Here is a 16,930-nt window from a genome sequence, read left to right on the forward strand (position 1 = left end):
GCTCGCTCCCACAAGGGATTTGCATCCGTCCCACTCCCTCACTGCCACCACTGCCCACTGTGGGAGCGAGCTTGCTCGCGAAGGCGTCTTCCGCTGCACCCTTGAAACCGGGTTGCTCCCACAAGGGATTTGCATCCACCGGGACATTGCCGCTCTGCTACTGCCCCTGCGGCGCCGGTTCCGGTTCGTTGGTCACCCGCAGCAAGCCCCATAACCCGGAGGTGTTGCCGTAAGCGGCGTAGTCGCGGAACAGGTAATCCCCCGGTATCGCATTGCTGCCACCAGCGCTCGGAATCATGAAGCTGAAGTGCGCGGCCGGCAGGATGCTCTCGTGGGCGCCGATGTACATCGACATCGGGTTGTAGCCGAAGCGCACCGAGCCCACGCCCGGCGAGCCCAGCGGATACCCCCCGGTGTCGCTCTTCTCGGCCTGGAACGGGTTCACCGACCAGACATGCCCGTCGAGCTGGAACGTGGTGCCGCGACTGCCACCGCTTGGCATCAGAATGTGCGTACGGAATGGCTGTCCGGGTTTGGCATACAGCACCGGCGTCTGCGGATCGCCACCGATCAGCGCATTGCTGTAAGCCATGTGCGCATTGCTCATGTCGCCGTAACCCGCGCCATCGGCATGCCCGAACGGTGCATCCGGAGCGAGGCCGAAGCGATACCACAGCGGCTCGGTCTTGTAGTTGATCGCCATGCTCGAGTTGTCCTGCGGATCGGTCGGCACGCCGAAGCCCTCAGCGGCAATCCCTTCCACCGGCCGGCCATTGGCCCAACGGGTGTTCAACGCCTTGTGCCAGACCATCGCAAAATCGCGGTAGCTGGTTTGCCCAGGCGCCGTGACCGTGGCGTTGACCTTGCGCGCATCGTCGACCCAGGTCGCGCCGATCGGCAGGATGCTCATTGCTCCACCAAGGCCTTTTTGCGGCTGCTTGATCACGTCCGCCGGGATGAAATTCAAGCCGCCGAACTCCACCGCTGTGGCGTTGATGTTGTCGACGCTGCGGCCCAGTTGCGTCACCGGTTTGCCCTCACGCTCCAGATGCCCGGCGTAGTACTGATAGGTCCGGGTCGGGTACGCGCCGCTGTTGCCGACACGCGGTGGCACGGTCTGGATCGGATTGGCGCCGACGTTGGCGCCGTCGGATTTGGTGATGTCGTAGGCCAGCAACTGCGCGTGCAGACCGACGTGGCTGGACGGCCGCATCAGGTTGTTGCTGAAGGTGGTCGAGCCCAGGCCGCTGTTGCGATCACGCTTGACCATGCCTTGCATCACTGCGGTTTGAGTCAGATCCGGCATCACGCTCGGCAGACGGTTTTCCAGGGTGATGTTGATGCAATCCCCCGCCGCTGCGCGCAGCACCAGCGGTTCGACCGGGATGCCGGGTTTGAGCTTGCCGCTCACCGGATCCAGATCGGATTTGCGCACATACAGAATCGCGGTCGGATCATGCAGCGGCCCGCTCTGTCCGCCGATGGTGATGGTTTCGCCATCCTCCGGATCGGTCACGGTGACTTGTGGAATGCTCACCGTGCGCGAGTTCAGCACCAGGGTGCCGCCCGCGGGATTGAGCGGCCCGCCGACATGCTGGCCGAGCCCTTCGGGATCGCCGATGGTCAGGCCCAGCGTATTGCCGAGGATGTCATTGGCCAGCGCCGCGACCACCTCATAGTTGCGCTGCACCGTTGGCCGGGTGCCAATACCGTTAGGGTTGGCGCCATAGCGCGGGCAACTGCCCTCGAACGCGACGGTGTTACGCATGCCTGCCGGATTCGGGTTGTTGGGGATGGCGAACAAGTCGCTGCGTTTGGCGGTGTAGTTGCGCATCACGCCCCAGATACCGCTCCAGTAGCCTTCGATCGAAGCGTCCATCGAGTACAGATAGTCGCCCGTGGTCGCCGCCGAACTGGACAGCATCGACACCGGCGCAATGAAGCCCATCTGCTCGGAGATGCCGATCATCTGCGACGCACGCCAGCCAGAGTTGGAGCTGTTGCCGAACCCGGAACCGCTCTGCAGCCATTTCACCCCGTGCAAGGTGACGTTGTGCTCTTCCTCATGGCCACCGGCATGCACCCGCAGCCGCACGTTGTCGCCGGTGTAAGTACGCAGCATTGGCGTGAACGGATCGCCCGGCTCGGCGCCGCCCTTGTTGATGTGCGGCGGAAACAGCGTGGTGCCACCGGTGGGGCCGGTCGCCGAGGTGAGCAGATTCGGCGCCAGGTTCATCGCCGGAATCGCCCGGTCGGTACGGCTTTGCATGGCGAACGCCAGATCACCGCCAAGGCCGTCGGCCTGCATGCCGCGCTTGCCGTCCGGGCCGACCTTGTTCGGGTCGTACACGCGCAGGGCCAGCGGTTCGTTGCGATAGTTGACGACGAACATGCCCGGGTCATCCACCGAAATCGCCTGCGGGCATGGCCGGCTCGGGCAGCCCGGGACCTGACCGCCCTGCACCTCCAGCACTCCTTCAAGCAAGTTGCTGGCGTTGTTGCGCACTGGCGGATTGATCGCGTAGCGGAAGCTGTCGGCGGTGGCCGGGAACGCCTGCGCATTCGGCACGCCGTTGGGACCGGCGCCCACATAGACGCCGGCCTCATAGGCGTGCTGGAAGTCGCTGTATTCGAGGAAGAACTCGCGGAAGCTGTCGTTCTTGCCATCGCCATCGAGGTCGCCGGTGTTGATCACCGCTTGCCACGACGTCGGCCCGCCGTCTTGGCGCGCGCCGCTATAGAGAGGCTCGCCGGTTTCGGCGTGGAACCAGGTGGAACCGGCCGGCTCTGCAAGAACGGTGGCGTACAGACCAATCTGCTGGTGCGTCGATGGGCCTAAGTGGTCGTGGGTGAAGATCGTGCCGAGGCCGCGATCGACGCCTTTGGCGTTGACCACCGGATCGACGAACCAGCGCTGCATCGCCGTGCGCGCACCCAGCCAGTCAGCGCGGCCGTACTGGCCGAAGAACGGATGGTTCCTGGCTTTCGGGCAGGCCTGAGTGCCGTCACGCGGATCAGTACCGGCGCACTGGTTGAACTCGCGGATCGCGTGAATGCGCTCCTGCACTGCGCCGGGCGAGAGCACGCCGTCCTCGTAATTCCAGCCGTTGGAAGAGCCGTCCGCCGAGGTCAGATCCCACTTCGGCAGGTGAATGTGCTGGCCGATCACGTCGGTCGGCGTGCGCACCTGATAATCGTCCATCTCGTAAGTGGCCGGCACCAGGTTGGTTTGCTGGTATTGCACGCAATCGAAGGTGTTCATGCGCATCACCAGCGGCTCTGGCGGACGCTGCTTGGTGATGACCGGCCAGGCGTCTTCCCACAGCGCCAGAATGCGCGCCTGCGGAAAGTGATAACCGACTTTGTTGTACACCGCATCAAACTGGATGTTGGCGGCTTTGTAGATCCGTGGGCGGTCGGCGGTGAAGGTCGAGGCGCCGACAAAGGACATGCCGTCGATGCGCTCACCACTGGCGAACTCGCCGCTGCCGGCATTGCTGGTCAGGCGTTTTTGCCGATCATCCATGCACGGTTCGTAGTACGGCGCGCCGGCCATCGGCAAGGCACCGTTGGTGCGGAACGCCTTGGCCACCACTTGATTGCCGGGCAGCAGGGCGTAGCTTGGGTGATCTTTTTTCGCGTGGAAGGCCATCGCCGCCTGTTCGACTTCGGTGCCTTCTTCGGGCAGGTAAATCGGTTTGGCGCGGGTGACTTCCTTGGAGAAGTCCAGCGAAGTGGTCACGGTGTGTGCCTCGCCACCGGCCGCGACGCCATCCAGTGCGTGCCGCTGCAAACCGCCATCCCAACCACCGGACTGCGCTGGGTCGAGGTTGGCCCACAGCGCCTTGCCGCTGGCCTTGAGCGATTGCGCGGTGGCGGCGTCGAGCATGTCCAGCGGCGGGGTTGGCGGACGTTGGCCGACCGAGCTTTCCATGCCGCCGATCCAGAACGGGTAGCCAGGGTTTTTCAGGCTGCCGTCGGCATTGCGGTTGGCTTCGCTGCGATCGACCAGCGCCAGTGAGCCGATGGCCTGACCACCCGCGTTGCCGCCATGGTGTTCACCCTCATCATCGCCCTCTTCTTCGTCATCCTCGTCATCATGGCCGGCGACCAGGGTTTCACCGATTTTCGGCACCACCACGACTTTGCCAGGCATCGGTGCCATGGCTTTGCCGGGTAGCGGCACAATGGCCGGAATCGGCGTACCGGCGACGATTTCACCATCGGGCAAAGCCCGTGCGCCGGCCGCCGGTTTGCCGCTGCGCAAGGCAAACGGTTCGCTGTGGTAGCCGTCGGCGCCCTGCTGCGAAACATCAAGTCGAGTGCCCTCTTCGAACACATCGTGCACCCGCCACATGGCCCACATGCCTTGGGCGAAGTGCGGATAGAAATGGCAGTGATAGATTGCGTCGCCGGCCACGCGGTTGCGGTTGCCCGAACCACCGTTGGCGATTTCATAGGTGTAGCCGGCGCCCGGACCGATGCCTTGGGCGTCGACGTAATCGGAGTTGTCGTCGTTAGGGTTGAACAGCCACTGATGGCCGTGCAGGTGGAAGATGTGCTGCTCGTGGCCATTGTGGGTGTTGCGGAATTTGACGAAGTCACCGATGTAGCTGTGGTTGACGTTCGACGGCTCCGACGGATACAGGGCCATGGTCGCTTTCACACCGATCTGATCGGCGCGCGGTGTCTGGCCCGGGGCGATGTTCTCCAGCCCGGTGTTGGCCGGCACGTCCACCAGCATCGCCACATCGCCAACCGTGTGCGAGCTGAGGAAGAATTCTTCATAGGCGCACGACAGGCAGTCGTGCATCGGCCCCACGCCCAAGCGGTTGGCGACCACTTCGGCACCCATGCCGCCGGAGCCGTAGTTGATCATGAACGAGTCGCGGGTCGGCTCAAGCACATGGGCCATCACCGGATCGGCCCAATATGCAGGGAACGCTTGAGTCGCGGCGGTTTCGTCCTGGAACTGCGAGGCAAAATCGCGGAACGGTTCCAAGCGGTTGGGGATCGCCGGGTTGCGTTTGCCCATCGTTTCCAGCGGATAGGTGCTGGACGGGAAACTGCCATCGGCGTTGCTGCCCATGACAATCGCATCGCTTTCGCTGGAAATGATTTCATTGCCGTCGACCATGCCGATGATCGGCGTGCCGGCCTTGCCTTCGCGTAACCAAGGTTCGCGCTGCGGGTAGCGCGCCTGGTAATCGACAATGGGTTGGCCGGTGGGTGCGCGGCCAGTCGTGGCCAGGCGCATTTCTTCTTCGGTGAGGGTATTGCGATAAGTGCGACCGCCCTTGGGCAGCACGACGACCTGGCCGAACAGACCGTTGGCAACGTTGCCGGCCGCGCCCTCGCCGCCAAACGTCGCGCCACGGCTGCTGACGGCAAACGCGCCTTCACGTTCGGCGAACAAGGTGTAACTGCGGCTCGCGCCCGGTGGCACCAGGCTGTTGGCGTTACGCCCGGTGAACGAAGAAATGTCATCGATGCTGTTCACTGCTTGCAGGCCGTTGACCTGGAAACCGACGTGACGATCGGCGACCTGCTCGTCGACTTTGAAGTCTTCGGCGCCGTTAGCGTTTTCGACGTCCTCTGCTTCGCCCTCGTTTTCAAAGTGCTTGTTCGGGTTGGCCTGATAGTCGAGCAGGTTCTGCAGATTGATCGTCAGGCAATCGCCGGCGGCCACGCGCAACACCAACGGCCGCGGACGCTTGTCCGGGCGTAGCGAAACTTTGCCCGGCACCGCAGCGCCACCGTAAGCCAGTGACTGCTCATGTTCATCGACCACATCGCGGCGCAGGGCGAACATCATGCCGTTGATGTTCTGCGCACCGAGGCGGTTGAACATCAGCGGTTGATCGAAGGCGACGACGTTGGCCACCAGATTGCGCTCGCAACGCACGGCTGCGCCGGCCAGTTCGACGCTGAGCATCGAGGCCAGGATCAGCAGCCAGTTGAACAGAGACGGAGTGTGATGAATGCCAGCCATGATCAGTAACCTCGTAGTGGGTGCTCTCGCGAACACTTCTCGACAAATGCCCTGGAGCAATCCGCGTGCCACAAAAAATCTCATTACCGTTCAATCAGTTACCGCGACCACTTGAAAGTCCGGGGGATATTCCCCACCGCTTTCCCCCACTTTTCGGGTCTATCCGGTTTGCCCCGAAAATGGGGAAAACCGGGTTGGGCTCACAACGGCGCATCCATGGCCAGGCCCTGCAAACGCCGGTACTGGCGCAATACGTTCGGCACATAACGCTGAGTTTCGGCAAACGGCGGAATCACCCGGCCACGGCTGAGCACCGCGTCCGGCCCGGCGTTGTAAGCCGCCACGGCAAGGGCGATGTCGTTGTCGAACAGGGTCATCAGACGCTTGAGGTATCTGGCCCCGCCCTGGATGTTGGCCTTGGGGTCGTAGACGTCAGTGACGCCGAGTTCGCGCGCGGTGTCGGGCATCAACTGCATCAGCCCGCCGGCGCCTTTGGGTGAGGTGGCACCGGGGTTGTAGCGAGACTCGGCGTTGATCACCGCGTGCAACAGCGCTTCGGGTAATTGATTGACCTTGGCCGCCGCCGACACCAGTTCCGCGTAAGGCTGGTTGGCGATCATTTGCGGCTGCTGATCAAGGCTGGCCACTGCGGCATCAGCCTCGCGGATCACCCGTTCGTAGGTGCGTCCGGGCCGGTGAACGTTGGACAGCACGTAGCTGCCCTTGGCGTCCACCGAGATGAACACATCGGCTTGCGCGGCGCCGCTGAGCAGCACACAGCCGAGCAATCCGCTGGCAAGAAATTTCATGTCGGGCCTCCCCGGATCGACCCCGATAAATTGGGGGAAATGCCCCAATGGCCGATCACGTTTGAGCCATACGCAAGCACTGTGCCGACTCTTTAAATGCCCGGTTTACAAGGGTTTCAGCCAATCAGGTGGTTTTCAGTGGGGGCTGAGCATGGCAATTGCATAAGCCGTTCAGGCGACACGGCTGCCACTCACGGGAGGTCATCATGAAGCTGCAATATCGTCCGCGTGGCCAACGCGGTTTTACCCTGCTCGAATTGCTCGTGGTGCTGGTGGTGCTCGGCCTGTTGGCCGGGATCGTCGCGCCGAAATACTTCGCCCAACTCGGTCGCTCGGAAGTGAAAGTGGCCAAGGCGCAGATCGAAGGGCTGAGCAAAGCGCTGGATATCTATCGACTGGAGGTCGGTCACTACCCGTCCACCGAACAGGGCTTGCAGGCCTTGGTCACCGCACCGAGTGACGAGGCGAAATGGACCGGCCCGTATTTGCAGAAAAAACTGCCGCAGGACCCGTGGGGACGTAATTACACCTACCGCTATCCCGGCGAAAACAGCGAGTACGACCTGCTCTCGATGGGCAAGGACGGCCAGCCCGGCGGCGAAGGTGAAAACGCCGAAGTGACCAATTGGCAGTGAACGGAGCGCGGCCCATGCGATTTCATCTGAAAGCGGTTGGCAAGGCGGGTGTGGTGTCGTTGAGCGTCGAAGCGCCGGGTGACAGCGAGGCGCGGCGGATCGCCGAGGACCAGGGTTTGCGTGTGCTCAGCTCGCACGCCGACAAGCATTGGCGCTCGCTGAAACTGCGTCAGCGCGAGACCTTCAACCTGGTGCTGTTCAGCCAGGAGCTGACCACCCTGCTCAATGCTGGCCTACCGCTGATCGATGCGCTGGAAAGCCTCGCCGAAAAAGAAACCGCCCCCGCCGCCCGCAAAACCTTGAGTGAGCTGGTGCGCCTGCTGTACGAGGGCAAGTCCTTCTCGCAGGCGTTGGGCCAGTTGTCGGCGGTGTTCCCGCCGCTGTACGTGGCGCTGGTACAGTCCAGCGAGAAAACCGGCGCGGTCGGCGATGCGCTGGGTCGTTACGTCAGTTACCGCCAGCGCATGGACGAGGTGCGCCAGAAGATCATCAGCGCCTCGATCTACCCGATGCTGTTGCTGATAGTCGGCGGTGGCGTGGTGCTGTTCTTGATGGGTTATGTGGTGCCGCGTTTCAGTCTGGTGTTTGAGGGGCTGGGGAATAACCTGCCGTGGCTGTCGCAGGTGCTGATGAGCAGCGGCATGTTTTTGCATGCGCATCAGGCCGAGTTCTTCGGTGGGCTGGCAGCGCTGGTCATCGCCCTTGCCGTGCTGCAAAAACAACCGGCGTTTCGCCGCGGGCTGGACCGGCTGGTGGAGAAACTGCCGGCCGTGCATCAACGGATTTTCATGTATGAACTGGCGCGCTTTTATCGTTCGCTGGGGATTCTGCTGCAGGGCGGGATTCCGCTGGTGACCGCTATGAGCATGGTGCGCGGCTTGCTCACCGTGGCGTCGCGGGTGCGCCTGGATCAGGCCTGCGAACGGGTGCGCGAGGGGCAATCGCTGTCCACCGCGCTGGAACTCAATCACCTGGTGACACCGGTGTCCCTGCGCCTGCTGCGCGCCGGCGAACAGTCCGGCAACCTCGGGCAGATGATGGAGCGCAGCGCCGATTTCTACGACGAGGAAATCAGCCGCTGGCTGGAGTGGTTCGTGAAGTTGTTCGAACCGCTGCTGATGACCTTCATCGGCCTGCTGATCGGGGTCATCGTGATCCTGATGTACATCCCGATTTTCGAACTGGCTTCGAGTATTCACTGACTCCGGGAACGGGTCGGATCTCTGTACCCACGCTCTACCACGTTCCCAAACAAGACCACAAAGACGGAGAACGATATGCACATTAAAAAGCTCGTGCTCGCAATGGCCATCGGCGCAGTTCTGTCAGCGTCTACGGTGCTGATTCCGGAGGGTTTGTCGGGAGTTTCCACGGCTCATGCCAAGGATGGGGGTAGCGGTGGTGGTGGAGGTAGTGGCGGTGGCGGAAGTGGTGGCGGTGGAGGTGGTGGTCATGGCGGCAACGGCGGCGGTAGCGGTGGTGGAAGCGGCGGTGGCAACGGTGGCGGTGGCAGTCACGGCGGTGGCAACAGCGGCAGCGGTGGCGGCGGCAACAGTGGCCATAGCGGCAGCGACCACGGCTCAGGACACTCGGGCAGCAGCGCCTCTTCGGGCCGCAGCGGCACGCACGCCGAAGCTGGAGATGACCATGGCGTCCACCGCGCTGGTGAAGTCGGTGATGATCGTGGCGTGCATGCTGCGGGCGAAGTCGGCGATGATCGTGGCGTACATGTCGGCGGCGAGCCGGGCGATGACAAGCGCGCCAACTGATTTTTAGAAACACCTCAAAACCTGTGGGAGCTGGCTTGCCAGCGATGAGGCCCGGTCAGGCAAAGCTGTATTGCCTGATACACCGCCATCGCTGGCAAGCCAGCTCCCACAGGATTTTGCAGTGTTTGAAAAATCCACTGCAGGGCTCAGAGGGCGACGTGGCTCTCGTTCAACCGTTCACGCAAAAACTCGACCAACGCCTGCACCGGCCGCGAAGCCTGACGATGCTGCGGATACACCGCCGATAACGTCAGCGGCTCCGGGCGCAAGTCATCCAGCACCGGCACCAACCGGCCATCCTTCAGCGCCGCACCCACGATGAACGTCGGCAGATAGGTAATGCCCAACCCCTGCACCGCCGCATCACGCAGCAACTCGCCGTTGTTCACGCGCATACGCCCGGTGACATTCACCAGCAACGGTTTGCCCTGCCCTGCGTTGAAGCGCCACTGCACCGAACGACCGTGGCCATAAGGCAGGCAGTCGTGGCTGTGCAGCTCTTCCGGCTTGAGCGGCGTGCCGCGTTCTGCAAGGTAGGCCGGGCTGGCGCAATACACGCGCTCGATGGAGGCGATGCGGCGGGCGATCAGCGTCGAGTCTTCCAGCACACCGATGCGCAGCGCCAGGTCATAGCCTTCACCGAGCAGGTCCACTGGCCGATCGCTCAGATCCACCTCCACCGTGACCTCGCGATAGCGTTGCAGAAACATCGGCAGCAGGCACCCCAAATGCGCCACGGCAAACGACAGCGGCGCACTCAGGCGAATCGTTCCGCGCGGCTCGGCGGTCTGCCCGGCAATGCCCTGCTCCACTTGTTCAACTTCGCTCAACAGCCGTAGCGCCGATTCGTAATAGCTCTGGCCCAGCGGCGTCACGTCCAGGCGCCGGGTCGAGCGGTTCAACAGTCGCACCCCGAGGCGCTCTTCCAGTTGCATCAAGCGGCGGCTGACGAACTGCTTGGACAGCCCCAACTGATCGGCTGCTGCGGTGAAGCTGCCGGAGTCCATGACCTGGCAAAAAATACGCATGTCTTCGAACGGGTTCATTGTCACTTCCTGGTGGACAGTTAAACGCTTTATAGCCGCTTTTTCACTTTTCGACAGCTCATTAATCTGTGCCCACGGTGTTGCTGAGGCCTGAACCCCAGCGCCACAGCAGCCCGCAACCCAGGCAAACAACTCAAAACATAGTCAAAAGGATTTCCAGCATGAACATCGTCAAGAAAACCCTGACCGCTTCCCTCCTCGCCCTGTCCATCGGCAACGCATTCGCCGCCGAAAGCAGCGGTGTTGAACACAACACCCAAGCGTTCCTCAACGCCCTCGCCGCCGGCGGTGGCAAACCGCTGGAGCAACTGAGCCCGAAAGACGCCCGTGCGGTGCTGACCGGTGCCCAGGCTTCGGTGAAGGTGGACCTCTCCGGGGTTGAGGTCAGCGACAAGGCGATCAAGGTCGATGGCCAGACCATCAACCTGAAAGTGGTACGCCCGGCCAAGGTCAAAGGCGAGTTGCCGGTGTTCATGTTCTTCCACGGTGGCGGCTGGGTACTGGGCGATTTCCCGACCCACCAGCGCCTGATCCGTGATCTGGTGGTGGGTTCCGGTGCCGTGGCGGTGTATGTCGATTACACGCCGTCGCCGGAAGCGCAGTACCCGACTGCGATCAACCAGGCTTACGCCGCGACGAAATGGGTCGCCGAGCATGGCAAAGACATCGGTGTCGACGGCAAGCGCCTGGCAGTGGCCGGCAACAGCGTCGGCGGCAACATGGCGGCAGTCGTGGCCTTGATGGCCAAGGAACAGAAAACCCCGGCGTTGCGCTTCCAGTTGCTGATGTGGCCGGTGACCAACGCACAGTTCGACGACGGCTCGTACCAGCAGTTCGCCGAAGGCCACTTCCTCACCAAAGGCATGATGCAGTGGTTCTGGGACAACTACACCACCAACCCGGCCGAGCGTGCGCAGATCCACGCCTCGCCGCTGAACGCCAGCGCCGAACAACTCAAAGGCCTGCCCGCCGCGCTGGTGCAGACCGCCGAGTTCGACGTGTTGCGCGATGAAGGCGAAGGCTATGCACGGCACCTGGATGCGGCCGGTGTACCGGTGACCTCGGTGCGCTACAACGGGATGATTCATGACTTTGGCTTGCTCAACCCGCTGAGTCAGATTCCGGAAGTGAAGGCGGCCGTGCGGCAGGCGGCGGCTGAGCTGAAGACTCATTTGAACTGAACCCGATCTCTCGCCACACCCAAAACTGTGGCGAGGGGATTTATCCCCGATGGACTGCGCAGCAGTCCCCTGCTTCTTCTGGATAAGAGCGGGGTCGCTTCGCAACCCATCGGGGATAAATCCCCTCGCCACAAAAACCTCTTCAACACCCAAAAAATCTTCACTGAATTCGTGCAGCTCCGGAGATTGCCATGTCCTTCCTCCTCACTCACCTGCTGTCTCTGAGTGCCCTCCTGCTGGTGCTCGACGCGCTGCTCTGGCACTTCTCGCCCTTCACTCATCGCGCCCCGAGAGTCGGTGTGCGGCTGGTGCTGTTTCTGGCGTTCACGGCGCTGGTGATCAACGCCGGCGTCAGTCCGTTGCAGGCACCGCTGTTGGCCGATGATCGCGTGGCGCAACTGGGCGCGACGGCGCTGGGGATTGTCTGGTGGCTGTACGCTGCGCGGGTGCTGACCGAAGTGATCGGTCTGGTGTTGATGCGGCGCATCGGCCACAGCGGTCGGCTGTTGCAGGACGTGATCGGCGCACTGGTGTTCCTGGCGGCGATCGTCGCGGCCGCCGGTTATGTGCTGGAGTTGCCAGTCAAAGGTTTGCTGGCGACCTCCGGGGTGGTGGCGATCGTCGTCGGTCTGGCGCTGCAAAGCACTTTGAGCGACGTGTTCTCGGGGATCGTGCTCAACACCACCAAACCCTATCAGGTGGACGATTTCGTGGTGATCGACGGCGTCGAGGGCAAGGTGCTCGACATCGACTGGCGCGCCACGCACCTGCTGACCAGCACCGGCACCCTGGCCGTGGTGCCGAACTCGGTGGCGGCCAAGGCAAAGATCGTCAATCTCAGTCGCCCGACCAACCTGCACGGTGTCTCGATCAGCATCAAGGTGCCGAACCATATTCGCCCCCGGCGCGTGCTCGACGCCCTCGACCGCACCCTGCAAGGCAGCAGCAGCCTGCTGTTGAATCCACCGCCCAAAGCCGTGTTGAAAGAAGCCGGTGAAGAGATGTCGGAATACGTCGCCAGCGGTTTCATCAGTGAGTTGGGCAAGAAAAGCGAGGTACGCAATCAACTGTTCGACCTCGCCCACCGTCATCTCGAAGCCGCAGGTATTTCCCGGCATCCCGATGGCGTGATCGAGCCCTCGACCCGCGCCAGGGCACTGCTCGATGAAGTGAAAGTCTTCCGCTCGTTGAGCCATGAGGAACGCGATCGCCTCGCCGAGTCGATGGTCGCGCAACAGTACGCAGCCGGTCAGGTGGTGCTGGGGCTGGATGAAGTGCCCGACAGTCTGTTTGTCATCGCCACCGGCGTGGTCAGTGCGACCGTGCCCGATGGCACTGGCCAGACCGAAGCCGGGCGCATGGGGCCGAGCGAGGTCATGGGCGAACAGAGCATCCTCGCCGATACGCCTTCGCAAGCCACGTTCACGGCGTTGACGTCGAGCATCATTTACCGGCTCGACAAGAACCTCACCCGTCAGTGCATGGAACAGCGCACAGAGGTGGGTCGGGCGTTGAATAAATTGCAGGCGGTGCGGCAGCAGAACAGTCGCCTCGCGTTGATGGCCAAACCGGTAGCGGTGAGGAAAGGTGGGTTTTTGGGATGGTTGCAGAAGCGCTGATGCGGGGATTTTAAGATCAAAAGTCTCCCCCCTCCCCCCAACCCTCTCCCCCAAGGGGACGTGGGGGAAAGGGAGCCGATCGCCGGGCATTTCAAGACCGGAGTTCGGCTCGGCATTGCAGGTCGGCGTAGCTCGAACACGGCCCTCACCCTGGCCCTCTCCCTTTGGGAGAGGGCCAGGGGCTTTTACTTGGCAGTGAACTTGGTGTAGCTGTTGATCAGGTTGCGGTAGTTCGGCAGGCGTTCCGACAGCAGATGCGCCAGGCCTTCCATGTCATTGCGCCAGTCGCCCTGCAGCTCGCACGCCACCGAGAACCAGTTCAGCAGGTGGGCACCGGCGGCCGACATCCGCGCCCAGGCCGCTTGTTGTACGGTGGTGTTGAAGGTGCCGGACGAGTCGGTGACCACGAACACTTCATAACCTTCAGCGATGGCCGACAGGGTCGGGAACGCTACGCAGACGTCAGTCACTACACCGGCGATGATCAGTTGCTTGCGGCCGGTGGCCTTGATCGCCTTGACGAAATCTTCGTTGTCCCAGGCATTGATCTGGCCAGGACGCTGAATGAACGGCGCGTCCGGGAACTGCTCGCGCAATTCCGGTACGAGCGGGCCGTTCGGACCGGCATCGAAACTGGTGGTGAGGATGGTCGGCAGCTTGAAGAACTTGGCGATATCGCCCAGCGCCAAGACGTTGTTCTTGAATTCGTTCGGCGAGAAATCCTGCACCAGCGAGATCAGACCGGTCTGGTGATCGACCAACAGCACAACCGCATCATCTTTGTTCAGACGTGTGTAAGGAACGCTCATGGGAAAACTCCTGGGTGGGTGGATATTGCGTAAAGCGCCGTACCGCGTGGCCGGCGCTTTTGTTGTCGGGATCAGAAGGCGAAACAGGAACAGCCGAAGGCGCCCCAGAAACCGGCAAAGTCGCTGACCGGCGCGTTCGACAGCCGCGCCTTTTCATGGCTGTGCGAGTGCACCGCACAGGCGCCAACGCACTGATGCACTTGCGCCTGCAGCGGCGAATTCGGCCGCCAGTGGCCCGGGACTTTCACCACTGGCGACCAGTCCGGCAGAACCGGAATCGAGCGTGGGCCGAGGTCTTCGAAGTCACCGGCGGCATAGACGATCTTGCCGCCGACCACGGTCAGTACCGACTCGATCCACTTGATCGCTTCTTCTTCTACGTGGAAGAAATCCGCGCTCAGTGCCGCGAGATCCGCCAGTTGCCCGACCTTGATCTGGCCCTTCTTGCCTTGCTCGGACGAGAACCAGGCGCTGCCGTGGGTGAACAGTTCCAGCGCGGTGGTGCGTGGCAAACCTTCCTCGTACAGCGCCAGACCACCGACGGTACGACCGCTGACCATCCAGTACAGCGAGGTCCACGGGTTGTAGCTGGACACCCGCGTGGCATCGGTGCCAGCGCCCACCGGCACGCCTTCGGCGAGCATGCGCTTGATCGGCGGCGTGGCCTCGGCTGCCTGTTTACCGTAACGATCGACGAAGTATTCGCCCTGGAACGCCATGCGATCCTGAATCGCAATGCCGCCGCCCAGCGCCCTCACCCGCTCGATGTTTTGCGGGGTGATGGTTTCGGCGTGGTCGAAGAACCACGGCAGACCGTTGAACGGAATGTCGCGATTGACCTTCTCGAACACGTCGAGCATGCGGCTGATCGATTCGTTGTAAGTGGCGTGCAGACGGAACGGCCAGCGCTGTTCGACCAGGTGGCGCACCACCGGCTCCAGTTCCTGTTCCATGGTCTGCGGTAAATCCGGGCGCGGTTCGAGGAAGTCCTCGAAGTCCGCCGCCGAGAACACCAGCATTTCACCGGCACCGTTGTGACGCAGGTAATCGTCGCCCTGATGCAGGGTGACGCTGCCGGTCCAGTTCTGGAAATCGCTCAGTTCTTCTTTGGGTTTCTGGGTAAACAGGTTGTAGGCGATGCGTACGGTCAACTGGTCCTCCTTGGCCAGTTGCTCGATCACATGATAGTCGTCCGGATAGTTCTGGAAACCACCGCCGGCATCAATCGCGCTGGTCAGACCAAGGCGATTGAGTTCGCGCATGAACTGACGGGTCGAGTTGACCTGATACTCCAGCGGCAGCTTCGGCCCCTTGGCCAGCGTCGAGTACAGGATCATCGCGTTCGGCCGTGCGACCAGCATGCCGGTCGGGTTGCCGTTGGCATCCCGGACGATCTCGCCACCCGGCGGGTTCGGCGTGTCACGGGTGTAACCGGCCACCCGCAGTGCGGCACGGTTAAGCAGCGCGCGGTCGTACAGGTGCAGCACGAACACCGGGGTGTCCGGCGCCGCCTGATTGAGTTCTTCGAGGGTCGGCATGCGTTTTTCGGCGAACTGGAATTCGTTCCAGCCACCGACCACACGCACCCATTGCGGGGTCGGCGTGCGGTCGGCCTGTTCCTTGAGCATGCGCAGTGCATCGGCCAGCGACGGCACGCCTTCCCAGCGCAGTTCGAGGTTGTAGTTCAGACCGCCACGGATCAGGTGCAGGTGCGAGTCATTGAGGCCGGGAATGACGCAGCGGCCGTGCATGTCGATCACTTGCGTGGCCGAACCGCGCAGGGCCATGGCCTGGGCGTCGTTGCCGACGACAACAAAACGGCCGTCCTTGATCGCCACGGCGCTGGCCAGTGGTTTGGTACGGTCTACGGTATGAAATTGGCCATTGAACAGAATCAGATCGGCGTTCATCGCAGTTCCTCAGACAAAGTGAAAGGGAGCGAAACCTCGGCGTTTCAGCGCGCCTGAGGTTTTTGAGAATCAAGGTGCTCATGGGCCTGACTCGCTTCGAGCCAAGGCGCAAACAATCGCGTGACGCGAGGCATGAATACGTACACCACCGACAGCACGATGGTCAGGGTGATCAGGAACGTGGCGACCACGTAGTTGGAAAGAATGGGATGCAGCGCCAGCAACGGCCCCCAGATCAGCGGCACCAGCAAGGTGTGCGGCAGAATCACCAGCAGCGTGATCACTGCCTGCTTCCAGCGCGGCGGTGGCGAGGCGGCGTCGGCCAGTGGCGCGAACCAGAACTCGTTGATCGGCGCGACTTCGGTCTGGTCGCCATCGGCGAGCATCGGCGCGGCTTCGGCGACCAGTGCCTGACGCTGCGGCGACTCCAGCCACCCTTGCATCGCTTCGGTGGATCTGAAACGCAGCACGCAGGTGTAGAAGTCGAGACGGCCGCGCTTGCCACGCACCACGTCCACGCCCAGATGGCCTTCACGCTGCCCCGCCACGCGCACGATATTGCGCAGCCAGGCTTCATAGGCCGACTCGAAACCGGCCTTGACCTGATGCTTGATAATCAAGGTGACCGTTTCGTCTGCCCCCGGTGCTTTTTGACTAAGAACTTCAGGCATAACGCAGTACTCCGGGCAAGCGAACATTGAGCGCCAGCCGTCCCGGCCCGGCGATAAACACAGTGGCAAACAGGATCAACAGCAACCAGCCGAACTGCCCCTCGGCCACACTCCATTGCGGGTGCACGAGCAACAGCGCCACCAGTAGCACAAACAGAATAGGCAAGCAGGCCAAACGCGCCAGCACCCCGGCGACGATCAGTAGCGGACAGAGCACTTCGGCGAAGATCGCCAGCATCAGGGTGAGGTGGGCGCCGAGGTGGAACGGGTCTTCGATCAGTTGCAGTTGTGCCGTGAAGTCCAGCAGCTTGGGCAAACCGTGCACCCACAGCAGAAACAACCCGCCACTGACCCGCAGAAACAGCAAACCGACGTCCTGCGCCCGTTCATCGCGTTGTGAAACGTTCATGACCCGACCCTTGAAATGTCATTGGCTGGAATCATGCCAATGATGGTCGGGGGGAAATTGGATAGGTGTGCTCTCTTCTG

General features: G+C 62.3%; 12 protein-coding genes. 5 read left to right on the forward strand and 7 right to left on the reverse strand.

Annotated features, from left to right (window positions below):
- Positions 1-157 precede the first annotated feature (157 nt).
- Together mnxG and K5Y35_RS25080 are read right to left on the reverse strand one after the other, a co-directional pair.
- Entirely contained in the window at positions 158-5,992 is a 5,835-nt protein-coding gene (mnxG, locus tag K5Y35_RS25075) for a manganese-oxidizing multicopper oxidase MnxG (RefSeq protein ID WP_222833250.1), read from the reverse strand.
- A 200-nt stretch (positions 5,993-6,192) separates the two neighbouring features.
- The gene (locus tag K5Y35_RS25080) at positions 6,193-6,801 is read right to left on the reverse strand and encodes a lytic transglycosylase domain-containing protein (RefSeq protein ID WP_222833251.1); all 609 of its coding nucleotides are present in this window, start codon (positions 6,799-6,801) and stop codon (positions 6,193-6,195) included.
- 206 nt (positions 6,802-7,007) lie between these two features.
- Between K5Y35_RS25080 and gspG the strand changes: the two genes are divergently transcribed.
- The 3 genes from gspG to K5Y35_RS25095 all read left to right on the forward strand — a co-directional run bounded on the left by gspG (position 7,008) and on the right by K5Y35_RS25095 (position 9,205).
- Positions 7,008-7,436, forward strand: a complete 429-nt coding sequence (gene gspG, locus K5Y35_RS25085; RefSeq protein WP_123463262.1) for a type II secretion system major pseudopilin GspG — start codon at positions 7,008-7,010, stop codon at positions 7,434-7,436.
- Between the two features lie 14 nt (positions 7,437-7,450).
- Positions 7,451-8,638 (forward strand): type II secretion system F family protein, encoded by a 1,188-nt coding sequence (locus K5Y35_RS25090; RefSeq protein ID WP_083368624.1) that lies wholly within the window; start codon positions 7,451-7,453, stop codon positions 8,636-8,638.
- Between the two features lie 75 nt (positions 8,639-8,713).
- A complete protein-coding gene (locus tag K5Y35_RS25095; protein ID WP_261991219.1) occupies positions 8,714-9,205 on the forward strand; it encodes a hypothetical protein in 492 nt (163 codons plus the stop codon).
- 146 nt (positions 9,206-9,351) lie between these two features.
- Here K5Y35_RS25095 and K5Y35_RS25100 read toward each other — a convergent pair whose 3' ends face one another.
- Positions 9,352-10,251, reverse strand: a complete 900-nt coding sequence (locus K5Y35_RS25100; protein ID WP_222833252.1) for a LysR family transcriptional regulator — start codon at positions 10,249-10,251, stop codon at positions 9,352-9,354.
- A gap of 161 nt (positions 10,252-10,412) precedes the next feature.
- On the opposite strand from K5Y35_RS25100, the gene K5Y35_RS25105 reads away from it, so the two are divergent.
- Together K5Y35_RS25105 and K5Y35_RS25110 are read left to right on the forward strand one after the other, a co-directional pair.
- Positions 10,413-11,432 carry an alpha/beta hydrolase gene (locus K5Y35_RS25105; RefSeq protein ID WP_222833253.1) on the forward strand — a complete coding sequence of 340 codons (1,020 nt, stop codon included), beginning with the start codon at positions 10,413-10,415 and terminating at the stop codon, positions 11,430-11,432.
- Positions 11,433-11,623: 191 nt separating this feature from the next.
- Positions 11,624-13,051: a mechanosensitive ion channel family protein gene (locus K5Y35_RS25110; protein WP_222833254.1), complete on the forward strand. Its 1,428-nt coding sequence runs from the start codon at positions 11,624-11,626 to the stop codon at positions 13,049-13,051.
- Between the two features lie 185 nt (positions 13,052-13,236).
- On the opposite strand, the gene ycaC is transcribed toward K5Y35_RS25110, so the two are convergent.
- From ycaC to K5Y35_RS25130, 4 genes are all read right to left on the reverse strand, one after another.
- A complete protein-coding gene (gene ycaC, locus K5Y35_RS25115) occupies positions 13,237-13,860 on the reverse strand; it encodes an isochorismate family cysteine hydrolase YcaC (protein WP_123463276.1) in 624 nt (207 codons plus the stop codon).
- Between the two features lie 71 nt (positions 13,861-13,931).
- Positions 13,932-15,770, reverse strand: a complete 1,839-nt coding sequence (locus K5Y35_RS25120; RefSeq protein ID WP_222833255.1) for an amidohydrolase — start codon at positions 15,768-15,770, stop codon at positions 13,932-13,934.
- A gap of 44 nt (positions 15,771-15,814) precedes the next feature.
- Positions 15,815-16,441: an antibiotic biosynthesis monooxygenase gene (locus K5Y35_RS25125; protein ID WP_123463280.1), complete on the reverse strand. Its 627-nt coding sequence runs from the start codon at positions 16,439-16,441 to the stop codon at positions 15,815-15,817.
- Positions 16,434-16,850 carry a DoxX family protein gene (locus tag K5Y35_RS25130; RefSeq protein ID WP_123463282.1) on the reverse strand — a complete coding sequence of 139 codons (417 nt, stop codon included), beginning with the start codon at positions 16,848-16,850 and terminating at the stop codon, positions 16,434-16,436. The genes K5Y35_RS25125 and K5Y35_RS25130 overlap by 8 nt, the downstream gene beginning before the upstream one ends.
- Positions 16,851-16,930 lie beyond the last annotated feature (80 nt).

The sequence above is a fragment of the Pseudomonas sp. SC3(2021) genome, from assembly GCF_019856535.1.
Taxonomy (GTDB): Bacteria; Pseudomonadota; Gammaproteobacteria; order Pseudomonadales; family Pseudomonadaceae; genus Aquipseudomonas; species Aquipseudomonas monsensis.